Annotated in this window: 16 protein-coding genes and 1 tRNA gene; 9 read left to right on the forward strand and 8 right to left on the reverse strand. The window is 57.8% G+C overall.

Features of this window, described 5'->3' with window-relative positions; all coding sequences use genetic code 11:
* Nucleotides 1–18: 18 nt before the first annotated feature.
* From proB to rplU, 4 genes are all read right to left on the reverse strand, one after another.
* On the reverse strand, nucleotides 19–1,155 hold the full coding sequence (gene proB, locus KP701_RS01935; protein ID WP_215745494.1) for a glutamate 5-kinase: 1,137 nt from the start codon (nucleotides 1,153–1,155) through the stop codon (nucleotides 19–21).
* Nucleotides 1,152–2,162, reverse strand: coding sequence for a GTPase ObgE (obgE, locus tag KP701_RS01940; protein WP_215745495.1), 1,011 nt, complete (start codon nucleotides 2,160–2,162; stop codon nucleotides 1,152–1,154). The genes proB and obgE overlap by 4 nt, the downstream gene beginning before the upstream one ends.
* Before the next feature lie 100 nt (nucleotides 2,163–2,262).
* Nucleotides 2,263–2,529 carry a 50S ribosomal protein L27 gene (gene rpmA, locus KP701_RS01945; protein ID WP_008851550.1) on the reverse strand — a complete coding sequence of 89 codons (267 nt, stop codon included), beginning with the start codon at nucleotides 2,527–2,529 and terminating at the stop codon, nucleotides 2,263–2,265.
* A gap of 33 nt (nucleotides 2,530–2,562) precedes the next feature.
* Nucleotides 2,563–2,877: a 50S ribosomal protein L21 gene (gene rplU / locus KP701_RS01950; RefSeq protein ID WP_011251736.1), complete on the reverse strand. Its 315-nt coding sequence runs from the start codon at nucleotides 2,875–2,877 to the stop codon at nucleotides 2,563–2,565.
* Nucleotides 2,878–3,167: 290 nt separating this feature from the next.
* Here rplU and KP701_RS01955 point away from each other — a divergent pair.
* The 3 genes from KP701_RS01955 (at nucleotide 3,168) to KP701_RS01965 (ending at nucleotide 8,115) form a co-directional block, all read left to right on the forward strand.
* Nucleotides 3,168–3,257, forward strand: a tRNA-Ser gene (locus KP701_RS01955).
* Nucleotides 3,258–3,482: 225 nt separating this feature from the next.
* Entirely contained in the window at nucleotides 3,483–3,848 is a 366-nt protein-coding gene (locus KP701_RS01960) for a hypothetical protein (RefSeq protein WP_252345340.1), read from the forward strand.
* A gap of 307 nt (nucleotides 3,849–4,155) precedes the next feature.
* Nucleotides 4,156–8,115, forward strand: coding sequence for an AAA domain-containing protein (locus KP701_RS01965; protein WP_215745496.1), 3,960 nt, complete (start codon nucleotides 4,156–4,158; stop codon nucleotides 8,113–8,115).
* A gap of 311 nt (nucleotides 8,116–8,426) precedes the next feature.
* Here the strand turns inward: KP701_RS01965 and KP701_RS01970 are convergent, their stop codons facing one another.
* Complete coding sequence (locus tag KP701_RS01970; protein WP_215745497.1) at nucleotides 8,427–9,152, reverse strand: YafY family protein; 726 nt, start codon at nucleotides 9,150–9,152, stop codon at nucleotides 8,427–8,429.
* Between the two features lie 68 nt (nucleotides 9,153–9,220).
* Between KP701_RS01970 and KP701_RS01975 the strand changes: the two genes are divergently transcribed.
* Nucleotides 9,221–9,619: a VOC family protein gene (locus tag KP701_RS01975; protein ID WP_215745498.1), complete on the forward strand. Its 399-nt coding sequence runs from the start codon at nucleotides 9,221–9,223 to the stop codon at nucleotides 9,617–9,619.
* 513 nt (nucleotides 9,620–10,132) lie between these two features.
* A complete protein-coding gene (locus KP701_RS01980) occupies nucleotides 10,133–10,516 on the forward strand; it encodes an ankyrin repeat domain-containing protein (protein ID WP_215745499.1) in 384 nt (127 codons plus the stop codon).
* Between the two features lie 333 nt (nucleotides 10,517–10,849).
* On the opposite strand, the gene KP701_RS01985 is transcribed toward KP701_RS01980, so the two are convergent.
* Both KP701_RS01985 and KP701_RS01990 read right to left on the reverse strand, forming a co-directional pair.
* Nucleotides 10,850–11,365, reverse strand: coding sequence for a DUF1543 domain-containing protein (locus KP701_RS01985; protein ID WP_215745500.1), 516 nt, complete (start codon nucleotides 11,363–11,365; stop codon nucleotides 10,850–10,852).
* Nucleotides 11,366–11,543: 178 nt separating this feature from the next.
* Nucleotides 11,544–12,521 (reverse strand): LLM class flavin-dependent oxidoreductase, encoded by a 978-nt coding sequence (locus KP701_RS01990; RefSeq protein WP_215745501.1) that lies wholly within the window; start codon nucleotides 12,519–12,521, stop codon nucleotides 11,544–11,546.
* A gap of 289 nt (nucleotides 12,522–12,810) precedes the next feature.
* On the opposite strand from KP701_RS01990, the gene fucP reads away from it, so the two are divergent.
* Entirely contained in the window at nucleotides 12,811–14,145 is a 1,335-nt protein-coding gene (gene fucP, locus KP701_RS01995) for an L-fucose:H+ symporter permease (protein WP_215745502.1), read from the forward strand.
* 115 nt (nucleotides 14,146–14,260) lie between these two features.
* Here fucP and KP701_RS02000 read toward each other — a convergent pair whose 3' ends face one another.
* Nucleotides 14,261–15,250 carry a LysR substrate-binding domain-containing protein gene (locus tag KP701_RS02000; RefSeq protein WP_215745503.1) on the reverse strand — a complete coding sequence of 330 codons (990 nt, stop codon included), beginning with the start codon at nucleotides 15,248–15,250 and terminating at the stop codon, nucleotides 14,261–14,263.
* A 144-nt stretch (nucleotides 15,251–15,394) separates the two neighbouring features.
* Here KP701_RS02000 and ltnD point away from each other — a divergent pair, with 144 nt between their 5' ends.
* The 3 genes from ltnD to KP701_RS02015 are packed head-to-tail and all read left to right on the forward strand — an operon-like array spanning nucleotide 15,395 to nucleotide 18,239.
* Entirely contained in the window at nucleotides 15,395–16,315 is a 921-nt protein-coding gene (gene ltnD, locus KP701_RS02005; protein WP_215745504.1) for an L-threonate dehydrogenase, read from the forward strand.
* Nucleotides 16,312–17,601, forward strand: coding sequence for a 3-oxo-tetronate kinase (gene otnK / locus KP701_RS02010; protein WP_215745505.1), 1,290 nt, complete (start codon nucleotides 16,312–16,314; stop codon nucleotides 17,599–17,601). Before ltnD ends, otnK begins: the two co-directional genes overlap by 4 nt.
* Complete coding sequence (locus KP701_RS02015; RefSeq protein WP_215745506.1) at nucleotides 17,598–18,239, forward strand: aldolase; 642 nt, start codon at nucleotides 17,598–17,600, stop codon at nucleotides 18,237–18,239. Before otnK ends, KP701_RS02015 begins: the two co-directional genes overlap by 4 nt.
* Nucleotides 18,240–18,266: the final 27 nt, after the last annotated feature.

The raw sequence follows: 18,266 nt of genomic DNA on the forward strand, positions 1-18,266 counted from the left end.
CGGCGCGCAGACCACCCGTCAGGGAAGATCGAGCGCCAGATCATCCCGATGGATCAGGGCATCACGTCCGCGATATCCCAGAAGCTGTTCCATCTCGCCGGAACGGTGGCCGATCAGCTTCTGGCTCTCTTCGGAATCATAAGCGATCAGACCGCGCCCGATAACGCTTCCCTCAGCATCACGGATGAGCACGAGATCACCCCGCCCGAAACTGCCCTCAAGACCGGTCACTCCGGCAGGTAGGAGAGATGCGCCCTCCTCAAGTGCACGGCGGGCGCCGGCATCGATTGTGAGTGACCCCTTGGGCTGAAGACTTCCGCCGATCCAGCGCTTGCGGGCTGAGCCGGCATCGGTCTGCGCCATGAACCAGGTGCACAGGCCGCCATTCTGCAGTCTGCGGAGCGGATGATGCTCCTGTCCGGCCGCGATCACCATGTTCGCACCCGCACGTGTCGCAATCCGGGCCGCAAGGAGTTTCGTGCGCATTCCGCCAGACGAATAACCCGGTGGCGGCTCGCCCCCCATCGCCATGATCTCGTCCGTCATCTGTTCGACAACAGGAATATGCCGCGCGGACGGATCCTGTCGTGGGTCCGCCGTATAGAGTCCGTCGATGTCGGACAACAGGATCAGACAGTCGGCCCCGGTCATCTGGGCTACACGGGCGCCCAGTCGGTCATTGTCGCCGAAGCGGATCTCGCCAGTTGCAATGGCGTCGTTTTCGTTAATGACCGGAACGCAGCCCAGATCGAGCAGGGTCTGAAGCGTGGCGCGCGCATTGAGGTGCCGCTCACGGTTTTCCGTATCGTCCGGGGTCAGCAGAAGCTGGGCCGCGACCAGATCATGGCCTGCGAGGGCCGCGCTCCAGCCCTGTGCCAGTCCGATCTGGCCGACACTGGCCATGGCCTGTTTTTCGTCCAGCCGCAGGCGGCGGGATGTCAGGCCCAGGCGATGCCGGGCCAGGGAAATTGCGCCCGAGGATACGACGATGACTTCCGCTCCCCGGGAGCGCAGGTCGGCGATATCCGCACAGACGCTCTGCAGCCATTCAAGACGGAGGCTTGCATTTGCGGAGTCAACCAGAAGCGCACTTCCGATCTTGATGACGATCCGGCGGGCCTGCGCCAGACGAGGAGCAGAAGCCGGAGCCGTCATCCCTGCCGGTCCTTTTTGGCAGCGGTCACGCGATCCTGAAGCAGGCGAAGCAGTTCGGGCAGGCCCTCCTGTGTGGCGCCGGAGAGCATCATCACTTCCGCGCCAGAAGCCTTTGCCAGAGCCCGCTTCTTGGCGGAACGCTGGGTTGGCGTCAGGGAATCGCACTTGTTCAGAACGATGATTTCCGGCTTGGCGGCAAGCACGGGATCATAGGCTTCCAGTTCCTTGCGGATCAGACGCCAGTGCTTGACCACCTGGCTTTCAGTGCCGTCAATCAGGTGCAGCAGCGTCGCGCAACGTTCTACATGCCCAAGGAAGCGGTCACCAAGACCAGCACCTTCGCTGGCGCCTTCGATCAGGCCGGGAATATCGGCGATCACGAACTCTTCCGTATTGTTCAGCCGCACCACGCCGAGCTGCGGATGCAGGGTCGTGAACGGATAATCGGCAATCTTGGGGCGGGCCCGGGAGGCGACGGAGAGCAGTGTGGATTTGCCCGCATTGGGCAGCCCCACGAGGCCGATATCAGCAATCAGCTTCAGGCGCAGCCACACCCAGCGCTCTTCGCCCGGCCAGCCCTTGTCGGCCCGGCGTGGCGCACGGTTGGTGCTGCTCTTGAAATGGGTATTGCCAAGGCCGCCATCACCGCCACGGCACAGAAGGACTTCCTTGCCCTCGGCATCGAGATCGGCCAGCAGGGTTTCGCGGTCTTCGTCAAAGATCTGCGTGCCGACCGGGACATTGATGGTGACAGTGGCTGCAGCCGCACCGGTCCGGTTGGAGCCTGCGCCATTGCCGCCCTTGCGGGCCTTGAAATGCTGGGTGTACCGAAAGTCGATCAGGGTATTCAGACCGGGGACGGCACGGAAAAGAATATCACCGCCACGACCGCCATCACCGCCGTCCGGACCGCCGTATTCGATGTATTTCTCGCGCCGGAATGCGATCACGCCGTCACCGCCGTCACCGGAACGTACATAGATCTTGGCCTGGTCGAGAAACTTCATCGTATTGTCCGCAAGAAAAGGTGAGGGGCGCTTTATACGCAAAAAGGCCGGTCCCGAACAGGACCGGCCCCTTTCGCTCGCGCTGGAAAACGCGGGCTGCTTATTCAGCAGCTTCCGGCAGTGCCACGGAAACGTGGACGCGGCCTTCTGCGCGGCGCTGGAACTTCACATGACCGTCCACGAGAGCGAACAGCGTGTGGTCGCGGCCGATACCGACATTGGCGCCAGCCTTCATCTTCGTGCCGCGCTGACGGACGATGATGTTGCCTGCGATGACGCTTTCGCCACCGAATTTCTTCACGCCCAGACGACGACCTGCACTGTCGCGTCCGTTACGGCTCGAACCGCCTGCCTTTTTTTGTGCCATGGCTGTTTATCCTTACCTGGAGTGTCGGGCCGATCAGGCCGCGTTGATCGCGTTGATGCGCAGGACGGTCACCGGCTGACGGTGGCCGTTCTTGCGGCGGCTGTTCTGACGGCGACGCTTCTTGAAGATGATCACCTTCGGCAGACGATCCTGAGCAACCACAGTTGCCGTCACGGTTGCGCCAGCGACCAGCGGTGCGCCAACGGTCAGGGTGCCTTCGCCGCCAACCATCAGGACGTCGGTGAAGGTGATGGTGCTGCCGGCTTCAGCTTCGAGCTTCTCGACCTTGAGGATGCTCTCGGGAGCAACGCGATACTGCTTGCCGCCGGTGCGGATGACTGCGTACATTCTGGAAACTCTCTCTGTTCCGATCTCGTGGCCGCTTCTGCCGGGTTGACCCGATCTGGCGCGACCCAGTCGCTTTTTGTCGTTGGCTCCATGCTGCCCAATAAGAATTGGAACACGGAACAGCCGCGGTCGATACAGATATGAAGGCTTCCAGTCAATCAGAAACGGCGAAAAAACCCTTTCCGGAGCATCTTTCTCTCAGGAACATCCTCTGGCCCTCTTGCAATGTCCGGAAAACCCCGTCATAAGCCCCTCCGTCGATCAGGTTCAGCGCAAAAGCAGAGCCGTACGGAGAGGTGCCAGAGTGGTCGATTGGGGCGGTCTCGAAAACCGTTGTGCCTTCGCGGGTACCGTGGGTTCGAATCCCACCCTCTCCGCCAGATAAATCAAAAATTCCAAGATTTTCAGACGGTTATTTGATTTATCGAAATCCATCCCACCTTGGGTTCCATCTTAAAAAATACGTCATCGCGAAGCGCCCGGACGCGATATACGTCGTCCTATAAATTTCCCGATGCGATCCGCTGACTAAAATCCTGTCTTTCTCCAGAGGCCCAACGGAAGGCACTTATACAGATCCGGATTTTCCGCGGGTCAGTCGCTCATTGCTGGATATTGCCAAGTCCATCCAGCGCGATATGCCGCGTGATATCGGCGCAAAATGGTCCCGTGTTTATTTCGAAAGCCCAAATTTCCCGGACAGAAAAATAGATGAAATCATAGAGAGGCTGACACTACGACAGCCCTATTCAAAGATCGGAAACCCGGACTTTTGGGCACAGACAGATGCCGTCATGGAATTGCTGTTCGCCCGGGCATCCTGCTGGTCTGGCGCGTTGAAACTGGAGGACCTTCTGCCGCAGCTGACATCAGGCCGGATGATCCAGGTTCATGACGAATATCGACAGACAGGTCTGCCCCTCAACGTGATTGCAGAGCACGGTCCCTTTTATAAAAGACCGATCCGGTGAGCTGCGCCGTCTTGCTCGCGCTTTGAGGGATCTTGGCTGGACGCAGCATCGCACGGCGCAGGCCCGGCGCTGAATAGTGCCCCTGATTTTCCACCAAAAGCCCCAATGGCATCACAGGTGAAGCCATCTCGTAAAGCACAACGACTTCTCCGGTGTCTTTCTTTGCGCAGCCGTCCTCTTCTTGGCCATCTCCCTCAGTGCAACCATCGTGCTCTGGCCGCAAGTCCTGAGCCCGGGAGGCACACATGTTTACAGGCCATGGGGCATTTCGTAACAAAAAGCGTCACCACATAAGGTTCTAAAGCGGATGTCGTCGAAGCCAAGCCATCATTCGGTCCTTTCGTACTGGCATTCCGCTCTTCTTGATGACGCCCAGATGAAGATCTCCTTCAGCCGGGATAATCTGGTCGCCCTTGACGAAGATGGCTTTGAAAAAGGTCACCTGCCGCCTGAAAAAAACCAGGCGCTGAGAAAGATGCACCCTGCCTTCCGTGAGCTGACTCCGGACGATTCCATTATCGCGATGGCCGGTATTCGCATTCTTCTCGGACAGGTCAGTCATTCCACCGAGCATTCGAAGCAGCCTGCCCTTTTCTGTATGGCCATGCTCGTCAACGTCAGTCCGGAAGGGGCCATCCAGCCGCTCAAGGATGCCCCACCCTGGATAAACCGGGAGCTTCTCGAACCGTCCGATGGTGAAGTCCTGATTGGTGATTTGGCCACCATGGACAAGTGGCTTCAGCTCAATCCGTTTGAGGGAGGCAGTCTCGGCAAGACCCTGGAATGGGCGGAAAAGCTTTGGAACGCCGTGACCGGGGAAGACGGATTACCCGATGGCTATGAACTCTGGGAGCGCGTGGCTCTTCAGCCTGCAGAGTCCAGCATCGGGATGATTGCGACCCTCCATCAGCGGCGGTTTTACGATGCCGTTCTCGCTGACAGTGCTCTCGTAACACCCCTGCTTGAACGTTATGTCGACGGCGGCCCTGAACCGGCTGTTGTAGATGAGAAGCAGAGATGGGCAGCCGCTGGACAGGTCAGGGGAACGATGACCTCCGCCTATGGAATGTCACCCAGCCAGTCCGAAGCCATGGCGGCGTTCTGCTCGGTGAAGGATGGTGACATCCTTGCTGTCAACGGACCTCCAGGCACGGGCAAGACCACACTTCTGCAGGGTATCATCGCGACGGAGCTGGTGACGCGTGCCCTCGAGGGTGGCGACCCGGCTGTGATCGTCGGGACCTCGACCAATAACCAGGCTGTCACCAACATCATTGATGCCATGAAAAAAGCCATGGCTTCCAAGGATAGCCGGCCATGGGCGAGAAGATGGATTGAAGGTGCCGATGCGCTGGGTCTGTATTTCCCTTCCGGAGAGAAAGGAAAGGAGGCTCTGAAAGCCGGCTACCTTGTCGCGTCTCCAGGAAGAGGCCTGGGCACGATGGAGTGGAAGGGCTTCCCCGAACGGGAACGGGATACGGTCGATGCCTGGGCGTCCCGTGATGCTTGGATCAACGGTTACTACGGTTCTTTCTATCCGGGTGTCACTCCGCCAATCCGTAAGGAGCACCTCTCAGGCCACGGTCCCCAGGGGCCGCGTCATGATATCAGCCTTGTTGAAGATGGCATCGCGAAAATCCGTGCGCGGATGAAGGTCCTTGTCGAAGCAGGGCGGGTCTGTGTGGAAGAGGCCCGAAAGCTACATCAGCTATATGTGTCCTCGGGGTATGGGACATATCCTGAAATCACACAGACCATCGCCCAGCGGGAAGCCCTTCTTCAGGAACGCAGGCCCAGGGAAGAGGCTCTCAAATTCGACCTCAAGGAAAAAGAGGCTGCCGCAGCCGTCCTGCACGCCAGGGTCGATGACGAGAACCGGAAGACCCGGAATCTCCTGAAGCAGTGCGATGATGCCGTGCATACTGCCGAGCAGAAAGTCGAGCAGGTGGGAGCACATGCCGTCGCGCTCATCGCAGCATTGCCAGAGGGGGGTTTCTTTTCGAGCCTGATAAGTGGACGTAGCTGGGCGAATGTTGAGAAGCTTGTCGCCGAGGGGGGGCAGGGAAGTTTCTTTCGGTCGCTCATGCAGGCTCAGGTGAAATCCAAACCCGAATGGATGGATGCCATTAATGAGATGACGGCATCAGCCGAGAGCGCGCTTGCAGCAGCCAGAAAATCCCGGGAAGAGACGCATCAGGCTCGGAATGCCCTGGTCCAGAAGCTGGAACGTGAGGCGGCTGCCGCCGAAATGGTGAGTAAGACGGCCCGTGGCGAGTACGACCACTATGTTGGAGGCTCCTATATTCTGGCTGGTCGCGAACTTGAAAAACTCCTCATCCTCAAGCGCCAGATACTCTGGCAACTTCAGGATGGCTGCGCGGCCATTGAAAAGGTTCTGGCACCGTCCGACTGGGTCGGGATGTTCGACATGCCGGAAGAAAAGCTTCCCTGGCGCCAGAACAACTGGACAGGCAGACTGGATGTCATCGAGGATTTCCTGGACCGGACGATACGCTACGCCCTGTTCCAGTATGCTCTGCGCTACTGGGAGGGGCGGTGGGTTCTTGAAGTGCAGGCTTTGCAGGATGCGCTCGAGAAGAACGACAACAAGGCCTATCCGTTCAAGGTTGGCGGCAGAGCCATGGAGGCCATGTATCGTCGATGGGCGATGCTGACACCACTCTTCATCGTGACCGCAGCCAGCCTTCCGAAGTTCCCCAAATGCACGCTGAAGGAAAAGGGCAAGTTCGTCGAACGCTTCATGACAGGCTTCTTCGACCTGCTCATTGTTGACGAGGCCGGACAGATTGCCCCCTACCAGATGGTGCCGGCCATGGCCTTCTCGAAGAAAGCCGTTGTGGTCGGGGACGTCTTCCAGATTGAGCCGGTTGTCACCAGTTCCTATGCAACGGATACTGGAAACGCCCGAAAGGCCGGTGTCCAGGAATACTTCTGGGATGACGACGGACCGGTTGATCCCCGCGTCGTCACGGCCGCACCGGGAAACAATAACCTCATGGGCTCCGTGATGCGCGTGGTCCAGACAGGCACCAGCCACTCCTCACCGGACAGCCCAGTTCCCGGCATCTTCCTGACCGAGCACCGCCGGTGTCGACGGGACATCATCGAGATCTGCAACGAACTTGTCTATAATGGCCGTCTGAAACCCATGACTGCAGAACCGGACAAGGTGCCACCGCTGCCGCCTCTGGCCTGGGCCAATGTCAACGGGGTATCGGAGCGTCTGGGGCGCAGTCAGCGCAATCCCCGTGAGGCAGAGGCCATCGCGAGGTGGATTGTCAGTAAAGCGGATGAATGGAAGGGCTTCTACGACAAGCCGGTGAACGAGATTGTCGCGGTGATTACTCCCTATGGACCGCAGAGAGACGCCATCCGGCGGGCTCTGCGCAGGTTCAGCAAAGACAATCCTGACAAAAACATCTCGAAAATCAAGGTCGGCACGGTCAATGCCATGCAGGGCGCTGAACGGGATATCATCATCTTCTCGCCGACATGTGACCGCAAGGCGAGCACGGGTTTCCTGGATGGCAAGCGCAGTCTTCTCAACGTCGCCATCTCACGAGCCGTCCATTCGTTCGTCGTCATTGGTACGATGGAAATCTTCGAGCGCAACTCTGCGTCGGCCCTGGGAATTCTGGGAAGGGCTCTGTTCTCCAAGGGCTATGAACTTGGGGATGTGACAGGCAACTGGGCGGCGGACACGTCTCTCATTCTGCGAGGCGAGAGGCTCTCGTCCGTAAACGACCACCACGCGCAACTGGACAAAGCCCTTGCGGACCTGAAAGACGGCGAGGAAATTGTCATTGTCTCCCCCTTTCTGTCCCTGTCCGGCGTAAACGCACCTGAACTCCAGGACAGCATCCGCGAGGCCGTTGGCAGAGGGGCCGTGGTGAACATCGTGACGCGCGCTCCCAACGCTCCCGGTTACTCCAACGGAACATCACCTGCGTGCAGAAAGGCACTGCAGGAAGCGGGAGCAAGGCTGCACGATATCAAGCTTCTGCATTCGAAGACGCTGATGACGCAGAATTTTATTGCCGAGGGGTCATTCAACTGGCTGAGCGTCATGCGCGACAAGCCTGAGGGCGCCAACCTGGATACGTCATGGGTGCTGACCGGGGAGGATGCCCATATAGCTGCCCGAGAAGCCATTGATGAGCTGAACGTTCTTCTGAAAGAGAACAGACCCCCGTCCGAAGTGGGGCATGGAATAATGGCGGCCTTCGCCAGTCAGGGCAAAGGCTGACAGCTCTGCCCGGAGTAAGACCGGCAGTCATGATGCCGTTTTTCGATGATGAAGTTCGGCATCATTCAGGCTTGTGTTCGGCAGGCGCTCGTTCACGAATAAAGGTGGTCGTGGAAAAGAAACTCTGATCGTATCCACAGTTTTCTGCGGCACGTATTTGAAGTCACGTGAGACTGCCAACCATTTCTTGGTAGGGGGAAAACAGAATGTCCGCTATCCGTAATCGAACGTAAAATAACAGACGTTCCTACTCGTCTAAACTGTGTGTCGAACGATATTAATGCCTTCGTCTGGCATGACGGTAAAAGCGATCAATCGGCTTCACTGGTAACCTTTGCGAGTTCCGATATGCGTTGCGCTTTCCAGCGTTGAAGCAGTCGGGAGCGAGGCTCACCTATCTTCTCATCCAGAATTTCTACCGCGTGTATCCGGTCCGTACGGAAATGACGAAAGCCCTGCCTCAGCTCGCACCAGGCGATCAACATGCACGTGGTGTCCGAATAACCGAGAACGACCGGCCATACCGTGCGCTCGGTGAACTCACCCTGTTGATCGCGATAATGCAGGCGCAACTTCGTCCCTGTGCGGATTGCGGCTCGAAGATTCGCCGTATCAGCCATCCGTTGTGATGCATCCAGAGGCAGTTTCGCTGCTGTGCTCGGAGTGTTGATCAGCGGCTGTAAGCGCCCGGGTACGGTCACAGCGACTTTGGCGAGAACGTCCTGTGCTGCACGTGCCAGCATTTTATCACCATGAGCAGCCACCCACTGCGCACCCAGTACGATTGCCTCAAGCTCCACCGGGAGCAGTGCGAGCGGTGGCATGTCATATTCGGACCCCAGAACGTAGCCAACGCCGGCTTCGCCTGAAATGGGTACGCGCTGCCCCATCAGATGCGCGATGTCGCGGTATATCGTACGGACGGAGACCTCCAGTTCGTCGGCCAGCATCCTCGCCGTGACGGGGCGAGACGACCGGCGCAGAATCTGGATGATCTGAAAAAGGCGATCGGTGCTGCGCAAAGGTTTCGCAATCATGCTGACAGGATGCTGTCAGCATGATTGTGCCAGAAGGCGGGGAACACAACCTGCGCAGGAACTTACCGATGAAATTTACCTCCATCCGCCTGATTGCCGCCGACATCACTACGATGGTAGCCTTTTACGAACTGGTGACCGGTCAGTCTGCCGAATGGCTTGCACCCCAGTTTGCCGAAATCGTAACCCTTGGAGCGACACTTGCGATCGGTGGTGCTGAGACGGTAGCGCTGTTCATGGAAGGGAGTGCCGAACCAGGTGCAAATCGCACAGCCCTCCTGGAATTCAAGGTCGATGACGTGGATTCCGAGTTCACGCGTCTGAAAGGGAAGGTGGATGTTGTGATCGCACCCAGGCTGCTGCCCTGGGGTAACCGCACGGCCCAGTTCCGCGATCCCGAGGGCACGATCATCAGCCTGTTCACGCCGGTAACTGAAGCCGCCCGCGCCCGTTTCGGGAGCCGTTGACAAAGCACGGCCCGGCAGATGCGTAACTCTGTGTAGCAGTAAACCACCGGGTACTTGCTGGTGCCGGACTACGGATCGTGTTTGTATCAGGTAACTGACGTCTGCTTGCCGGAAGCCTCAGGGTGAAGAAAGATGTCTGACAAGAAGGCGACTGCCGCCTGTCTGCTCAATTCTTAAAGCTGACAGGTAGCTATGGGGGCTAGGCGGTTGGTTCTGAATGACAATTTTCCGTTCTGGGCAATCTTTTACCGAGCAGGGAGCGGGTCATATTGAAGCAGAAAACGCAACCAGAAGCATCCTATCAGGGAAGACAGGGCAGAGCCGGCGAAAGTGCCCATCTTGTCTGGGGTCATAAGGTAGAGTGTTCTAACAATCCCTTGTTTCTAGGTGTTTTTCTGTGATTCTATTCCTTGTGTCGTGATAAGGGGATGGTTGCATGAAACAGTCTGGTTTCTCTGCGTTCAAACGCGGGCACACCCAGAATGGGCAAGCGCTTGTCGACAACGATTGCCCATGCAGAAGAAACGCGTTGTGGCAGTTATTGCCGCTCTTACCTGTCTCGCTGGTTATGGGAAACTGACGGCCTCTACGCTGGAGAATAAACCCATGCCCCCTGGTGACCAGACGGTCTCCCCGGGCAGCAGTCAGCCCATGCTCGGTGCCGTCATGAATTCAGAAATCGATAAAGTCAGACGCCTTGCCGAACGATATCAGGGACTGGATGAACGTGATACAGGCGACAAGTCAACGCCGATGATAGCGGCTTCAGACACGGATCAATGGCCGGTCGTGGAGATCCTGATCGACCATGGCGCTGATATCTGGGCACATGACAAGTTTGACATTACGACTGCTCAACGTACGGCTCACCAGCCGTATCCTGCGTGGCTCTCCTGAGGATGCAGCCCGACTGCGGGTGATCGAAAAACTCAGGGCACGAGGGTACCCCTTTCCTCCGCCCTCCCGTGCCCAGATCCTGGCCCTCGACAAGGCGGGCAAATGGCCACCGCCAGGAGCGAAACGCTGAGGCAAACAATGCAGCCGTCCCTTACGACAGACGCCCGATTGTCTTCTTCTCAGCCATCTGTCTCGCCGCAACTGTCATGTCCTAGCTATGAGGCCTGACCCTGGCGGCGCGTGTCAGGCCGCAAACAGTACTTATGTCCGAGACGGTTATTGTCTCACTTTCATGCTTACCCTTGAGGCTACCACTGAAACCACTGTGTTATTTCAAATTCGTTGATATCCTTGCCAGGCAGCAATAAGTGGTTTTCCGTCTTCGCTCGGTGTGAGATGAATATGCAGACCCCCGAACTGTTCAAGCGGGACGCAGTCATCTACTTCCATAAAATTGTCACGATGCCGGTGCGTGCGGCCCCGCAACAGGATCTGTCTGGCTCGGGCTTTGGCGTCATCAGCTGAGGCCGCCACAAAAAACGTGAACTCATGCTCTTCTTTCAGGGCACCGGGTTCGTAACCGCCCATGTTGACGAAATACAGACGCAGATCCGATGAAGGCGGTTCCGGATGCAGGGAAATCCGATGGCCATCGGCCCATTCGACAATACCATAAGCATCGATGTGCAGTGACTCCCGAAGGCCGAACCAGCGCATGGCTAGTGCTTCGTAAACGTCTTCCGGATGCACCGCGACCGCAAACTGGACATCATGGACCTCGATATTCGCCCCCGGGGCGGAGCCACCAAGATAAAAAATGAAAAGCTGTTTTTGGTTCTGATCTGTCATCGTGTTTCCATCATATCTTCTCCATCCGCCTGCACCCGATTTTCAGCCTGCATTCCCAAAGTAAGGAACGACACGCCGATTATATTACCCGCTATGAGCAATCCGGACTGATGGGATCAGGTCCCGTCACAGTAACAAAAAATGCCTTTAGAGCTGCGGACGGGGGCCAGCCATAATCTCAGTCATCCATCAGATGACGGGCAACCCCGCTGAGGGTCTTCTGCCTTTCTGCCTGAGAGAACAGTGGTGTACCGATCAGCAGTTCATCAGGTCTGTGCTGCTCCACGAAAGCCGAGATGTTTTGTGCAACATCCTTTTCTGTCCCCACGAACGTGTAACGCAGCGTATTGTCAAGCAGACGTTGTTCCTGACTGTTCCATGACACTCGCCGGGGGGCCGGAAAAGTCGTTGGCCGCCCCTGACGCAGGGCAATGAAGTGCTGCTGCAGGGAGGTGGCGGCCTGCTGCGCTTCAGTATCCGTTTCCCCAATCACTGCGTTGATGCTTAGCATGACATACGGTTTTTGCAGCCGCCCGGAAGGTTCGAAGCGCTCCCGGTAAAGAGCCACGGCCTCTTCCATTAGGTCAGGGGCAAAATGACTGGCGAATGCGAACGGCAGTCCCATGATAGCAGCCAGATGGGCGGAGAACAGGGAAGACCCCAGCAGCCATACCGGCACAGTCAATCCAGCGCCCGGTACAGCAAAGACGATCTGTCCCGGTTGCGCCTTTTCGAAATAATGCAGCAACTCGACAACATCCTGCGGAAAACGCTCGGCGGAGGTTGGATCACGACGCAGTGCGCGCATGGTCGCCTGATCGGAGCCGGGGGCACGTCCAAGTCCGAGATCAATTCGGCCGGGATAGAGGGATTCCAGTGTTCCGAACGCCTCGGCGACAGCGAGCGGGGCATGGTTCGGCAGCATAATTCCCCCTGCGCCCACCCGAATGGTTTTCGTAGCCCCTGCGACATAGCCGATCACGACTGCAGTTGCGGCGGAGGCAATACCCGGCATCGCATGATGTTCGGCCAGCCAGAAACGCCGAAAACCCAGACTTTCTGCATGCCGCGCAAGATCGGCACTGCGATGAAGCGCCTCCGCTGCCGAGGTGCCCTCGGTGATGAATGCAAGATCGAGAACCGAAAGTGGGATCATATGGAAAGCCCTGTCACCAGTTTCTCATAGAGGTGGGGTGGATTGTGGACCGTGCCAGTCAGAAACAGGAAAACCTTCTGAAAGCACCTCTTTGCAAGCCTGACCTCCATAAAATGTGACTTCCAGAAGAGATCAAAGGGACAAAACTCACAATAAATAGTCCTTTCAAAACATTTTAAATGTGATATTTATCATAAAGATAACGGAAACTGATGCTGGAAAGTCGCCTCTCGTACAGGCGGTCCAGCCTTTTATCTTTAGCGGTCAACAAGTTCTTGCGAGGCAATCCGTGGCCAAATCCGACCCCATCGTCCAGCTCCCGGACGGCTTTTATCTCAACCGTACACCGCTGCTTGCTTTCGGCCTGTTGTGCTGTCTGTTCTCACTATGGGGCTGTGCCATGAGCCTCAATGACGTGCTGATCGGCCAGTTCCGCAAAGCCTTCATGCTGTCGGATTTTCAGTCCGCACTTGTGCAGTTCTCTTTTTACATCAGCTATTTCGTGCTGGGCATTCCGGCCGGCATGATCATCAAGCGCTTCAGCTATAAATGGTCGATCCAGCTGGGCCTGCTGCTGTATCTCATTGGCTGCTGCCTGTTTTTCCCTGCCGCCCATTTCGCCACATACCAGATCTTCTTCGTGGCTCTTTTTGTTGTTGCAGCCGGGCTGGTCTTTATTGAAACCGCTGCGGATACGTACTGCACCCTGCTCGGGCCGCCGGGACGTGGAACGCACCGTCTGAACTTTGCCAGCGCCTTTCAGCCAATCGGCGCCATTCTGGGGTCCAGCATGGGAGCCTACCTGATTTTCAGGGACGGCGATCTTTCACGCGAGCAGCTCTCTGGCATGCCAGCCGCGCAGGCCTGGCAGCATCAGCTCGGCATGATCCATGCCACTCTTGAGCCCTATGTCTACATCCTCGGCGTTCTGCTGGTCGTTATGGTCGCCATCGGCCTGACGCGTTATCCAGCCTGTAAAGGCCGCGATCAGCAGCGCAGTCACGAACTCGATACGACCGGCGCTCTCAAACGGCTTTTCGCCAACAGACGCTTCGTCCTCGGGATCCTGACGCAGTTCCTGTATGTCGGCGCACAGGTCGGCGTCTGGAGCTTCATCATCCGCCTGTCCATGCGACTGGGGCACATCAACGAGCGGCAGGCTTCCGTTTACCTGATTGCCTCATTCTGTGCGTTCTTTGTGGGCAAGCTCGTGGCCAATTTCTTCATGCGGCACGCACGCCCGGCGCGGGTTCTGTTCGTTTACAGCCTGCTCTGCATCGTCGCGCTGGGTTATGCCGTCATGGTCCACGATTTTACGGCTGTGTACGCCGCCATTTTCGTCAGTGGACTGCTCGGTCCCTGTTGGCCAACAATTTACGGACTGACCGTCGATGAGCTCGGCCATGACCGCGCTTACGGCGGGTCAATCCTGGTCATGAGTATCAGCGGCGGCGGAATTCTCCCCCTCCTGCAAGGCTATATCTCGGATGCGACCGGCGGAAACATGCAGCTTGCCTACATCGTACCGATGGCATGCTTTATCGTGATTGCCATGTTCGCGGCATACTGCATGAAAACCACGGATGAACCGGCAGAGCAGATCGTCTTTGACGCCACGCTCTAGGCTCAAAACCCATTGATTTGATTGCGGAAATCTGTTTCAGGCCTCTCTGAGGAGGCAGGAGATGAGCGCCCTGTTTTGGCTGACAGACGAGTAAATGGTGCGAGCTGAGGTGATTTCAGCTGCGAGCCGGACGTCCAGCCAGACGCCCGGTATTCTGCACTGGTCGCAGTGTTTTCTTCAGTTCGTCGAGAACCTTCATGGTAGGGCGCGACTGATTTCGGGATTTGAGCATCAGAATTCCGTATGAACTGATCGCGATGTTCACATCGGACGAGACGATCTGGATCTGCCTGTATTTCGCCTGCTGATTGGCCACTGCGGCTGAGAGAATTGTCAGCGCATCCGTTTTTTCCAGATAGGCGAGGGTCATCAGCAGGGAGTCGCTTCCGATGATATCTTTCGGAAGGGACAGCTTCCTGTCCTGAAAGATGCTTTCGAGTTTGCTGCGCGATTTTCCCCCCTTTCGTTGCAGAACCCATGGAAAAGGCGCCATATCCTCCAGTCGGACCGGGGCTGCCTTCCGGAAGAGAGGGTGCTCCTGACGCGCTGCGATGACCATGGGTTCCTCGCCGATCGGGATGTAATGGCACGCCATGCTCCGCGCATCTTCTGGCGCCCGACCGATCATGATGTCGATGTCGCCATTCATCAGGTCATGAAAAAGCCCCACACTCGATCCGGTACGGATTTCGAGCGATATATCCGGGTTATCACGCTGGATGTTGAGGACGGCCGTCGTCAGGAGATCGACCACGGGCCCGTCGATGGCACCGATTGATACTGTGCCCGCCCCACCCGAAAGAAGCGCATTGAACTCGTCTCGTGTGCGGTCAAGTTCATCGAGCAGATTGTTGGCATGCCGGGTCAGCACACTGCCATAGGCATTGATAACGAGACGGCGTCCTTCCCGCTGGAAGAGCGGGATACCAATCACATCTTCGAGATCCCCCAGCAGCCGCGACGCGGCGGGCTGCGCCAGACCGAGACTTTCAGCAGCGCTCTGGAGCGTGTTGTGGCGTGAAAGGGCCTGCAATAGCTGCAGATGCCTGAACTTCAGCCGGATATCGACGAACCATGAGGGAGGTAAAAGCCGCTTCTCTTGCATGGGCTCAGCATAACATCTGGAGCATGAAACATAACATTTTATGCATTAGACCTATCATAAAATATGTGAATTATTCCCCTCAATCACCTCTGCCCTGTGCAGCAGGTGCAGAAAGAACTTTAGCGCTTCAGGCGGGGAACGACGATGCAGGGTAAGGATCAGACAGGTCAGATCGGTGTGATCGGCCTCGGGGCGATGGGTCTTGGTGTTGCGAAATCGTTGTTGCGTGCAGGCTTTCCCGTCGGCGCCTGCGATTTGCGCGCAGAGGCTCTGACCGCGTTTGAAACTGAAGGCGGCAAGGCGTACACGTCGCCTGCTGCCCTCGCAGAGTCCTGTGACATCCTGATCATTCAGGTTGTGAATGCGGAGCAGACAGAGCAGGTTCTCTTCGGCGAAGAGGGGGCAGTGGACACGCTGAAGCCCGGTTCTCTGGTCATTTCCTGCGCGACTGTGGCGCCAGCCTTCATCGAAGGGCTTGAGACGCGTCTGAGGGAGCACGACATCTGGCTGCTTGATGCGCCGATGTCCGGAGGCGCCGCCAAGGCGGCTTCCGGCGAGATGACGCTGATGACCTCCGGCCCCGAAGAAGCCTATGCCCGTGCGGAAACGGTTCTGCCTGCCGTGGCTGGCAAGGTCTATCGGCTTGGAGCCAAAGTGGGTGTCGGCACCCGTGTAAAAATCGTCAACCAGCATCTGGCCGGCATTCATATCGCGGCAGCCGCCGAAGCCATGGCGCTGGGACTGCGGGAAGGTGCCGATCCTGCGACCCTGTTCGAAGTCATCACCAATAGCGCTGGCAATTCCTGGATGTTCGAAAACCGGGTGCCCCATATTCTTGCGGGGGATTACACGCCGCTGTCAGCGGTGGATATCTTCGTCAAGGACCTTGGCCTGGCGCTCGATACCGCCCGTCGGACGAAATTTCCCCTTCCTTTGGCGGCGACGGCCCATCAGATGTTTCTCAACGCCTCTGCCGCAGGCCATGGTCGGGAAGATGACTCGGCTGTCATCAAGATTTTCCCGGGGATTAAGCTTCCGTCTTCCGACAAGGGAGAGGGAGCATGACCAGAGCCGGTGCGCTCATCGGCTGTATCGCCGATGATTTCACGGGCGCGACCGACATTGCCAGCACGCTGGTCCGTGCAGGCATGAAAACGGTGCAGACCATTGGCATTCCAGATGCGGATGATCCGATGATCGCCGATGCCGAAGCCATTGTCGTCGCCCTCAAGTCGCGCACAATTGCCGCCGGGGACGCGGTGGCGCAGTCACTGGCCGCTCTGGATTTCCTGCGGTCTGCCGGCTGCCAACAGATCGTTTTCAAATACTGCTCCACCTTCGATTCCACCGAAAAGGGCAATATCGGTCCTGTTGCGGAGGCGCTGGCCAAGGCGCTCGGACAGGAGGTGACGATTGCCGCGCCCTCTTTTCCGGCCAACGGGCGCACAGTCTATAATGGCCATCTCTTCGTCGGGCATGCGCTGCTCAATGAAAGCGGGATGCAGAACCATCCGCTGACACCGATGAAGGATGCCAACCTCGTACGCGTGCTTCAGGCCCAGTCCACCGGAACTGTCGGGCTGATCGATCTTTCGACGGTCCTCAGGGGGGCGGAGCAGATCAGGGCAGGGATCGAGAAGGCGAAGGCCGGGGGAGCCACCCTTCTTGTTGTCGATGCAATTTCCGAATCTGATCTTACAGTGATCGGACAGGCCTGCCGTGATCATGTCTTGATCACGGGCGGTTCGGGAATTGCCTTGGGACTGCCGGACAATTTCAGGGCAGGCACCGAACTTTCCGGTGCAGACGCCGCCGTTCTGCCTGCTGTCGCTGGACAGGATGTCGTTCTCGCCGGCAGCGGTTCGCTAAGGACGAATCTTCAGGTGGCACGCTGGATTGAAGCGGAGCGGCCTGCTTACCGGATTGATGTCATGAAGCTGGCTGCCGGTGCACCGGTTGTGGAAGAGGCGGTTGCCTTCTTCGACGCTCATGCCGATCAGACCGTTCTCATCTACGCGACCAGCCCGGCCGATGAACTCAGGCAGGTGCAGGCTGCGATAGGAGCCCAGAAGGCGGGGGAAATGGTCGAGCATGCTCTGGGCCGTATCGCACAGTCTTTGAAAAACCGGGGTGTCAGGCGTTTTGTCGTTGCCGGCGGAGAAACCTCAGGCGCCGTTGTTCAGGCGCTGGGTGTCAAGGGGCTGCGTATTGGTGCGCCGATTGCGCCGGGCGTTCCTGCAACCGTCTCAACGGGCAGCGTGCCGCTCGCACTTGCCCTGAAATCAGGCAATTTCGGTGAGGCCGACTTCTTTGAAAAAGCGCTGCTGGCATTGTCGGGAGGTCAGTCATGACGGATGAAAGAGCATACCGTGAGGAAATCTGCGCGATCGGCCGGGATCTGTACGCGCGAGGGCATACGAGCGGAAGCGCGGGAAACATCAGCGCGCGTCTTTCTGACGGATGGCTGATCACGCCAACGGATGTCTGTCTGGGGCGTCTCACACCCGACGGGATCGCCAAGGCCGATTTTGAAGGAAACTGGGTTTCCGGTCCGCGTCCGTCCAAAACGGTGACCCTGCATCGCAGGATCTACGAGCAGAGACCGGATTGCAACGGCATCATCCATACGCATTCCACCCATCTCGTCGCGCTGACGCTGGCGGGGGTGGATACCGAAAATGCCATCCTGCCCCCGATCACACCGTATCAGGTCATGAAGATCGGGCGTGTTCCGCTGATCCCTTATGAACGTCCGGGATCGCCGAAAGCGGCAGCGCGCGTGGCGGAACTGGCTCCCTCGGTCAACGGAGTCATGCTGGATCGTCTCGGACCGGTCGTCTGGGGGAGCAGTGTGACGCGTGCAAGTGATGCGCTTGCCGAACTCGAAGAGACGGCCCGCCTATGGCTGATGACCACACCCCGTCCCGCACCGCTGGATGATGCCGCACTGGCAGAGATCGCGGCCGTGTTCGGGGTGACATGGGACTGATTTGGCCTTTTCGAAAGCAGGAGAAGT

It is taken from the genome of Gluconobacter sp. P1C6_b (assembly GCF_018811945.1).
In the GTDB taxonomy this organism is placed as follows: Bacteria; Pseudomonadota; Alphaproteobacteria; order Acetobacterales; family Acetobacteraceae; genus Gluconobacter.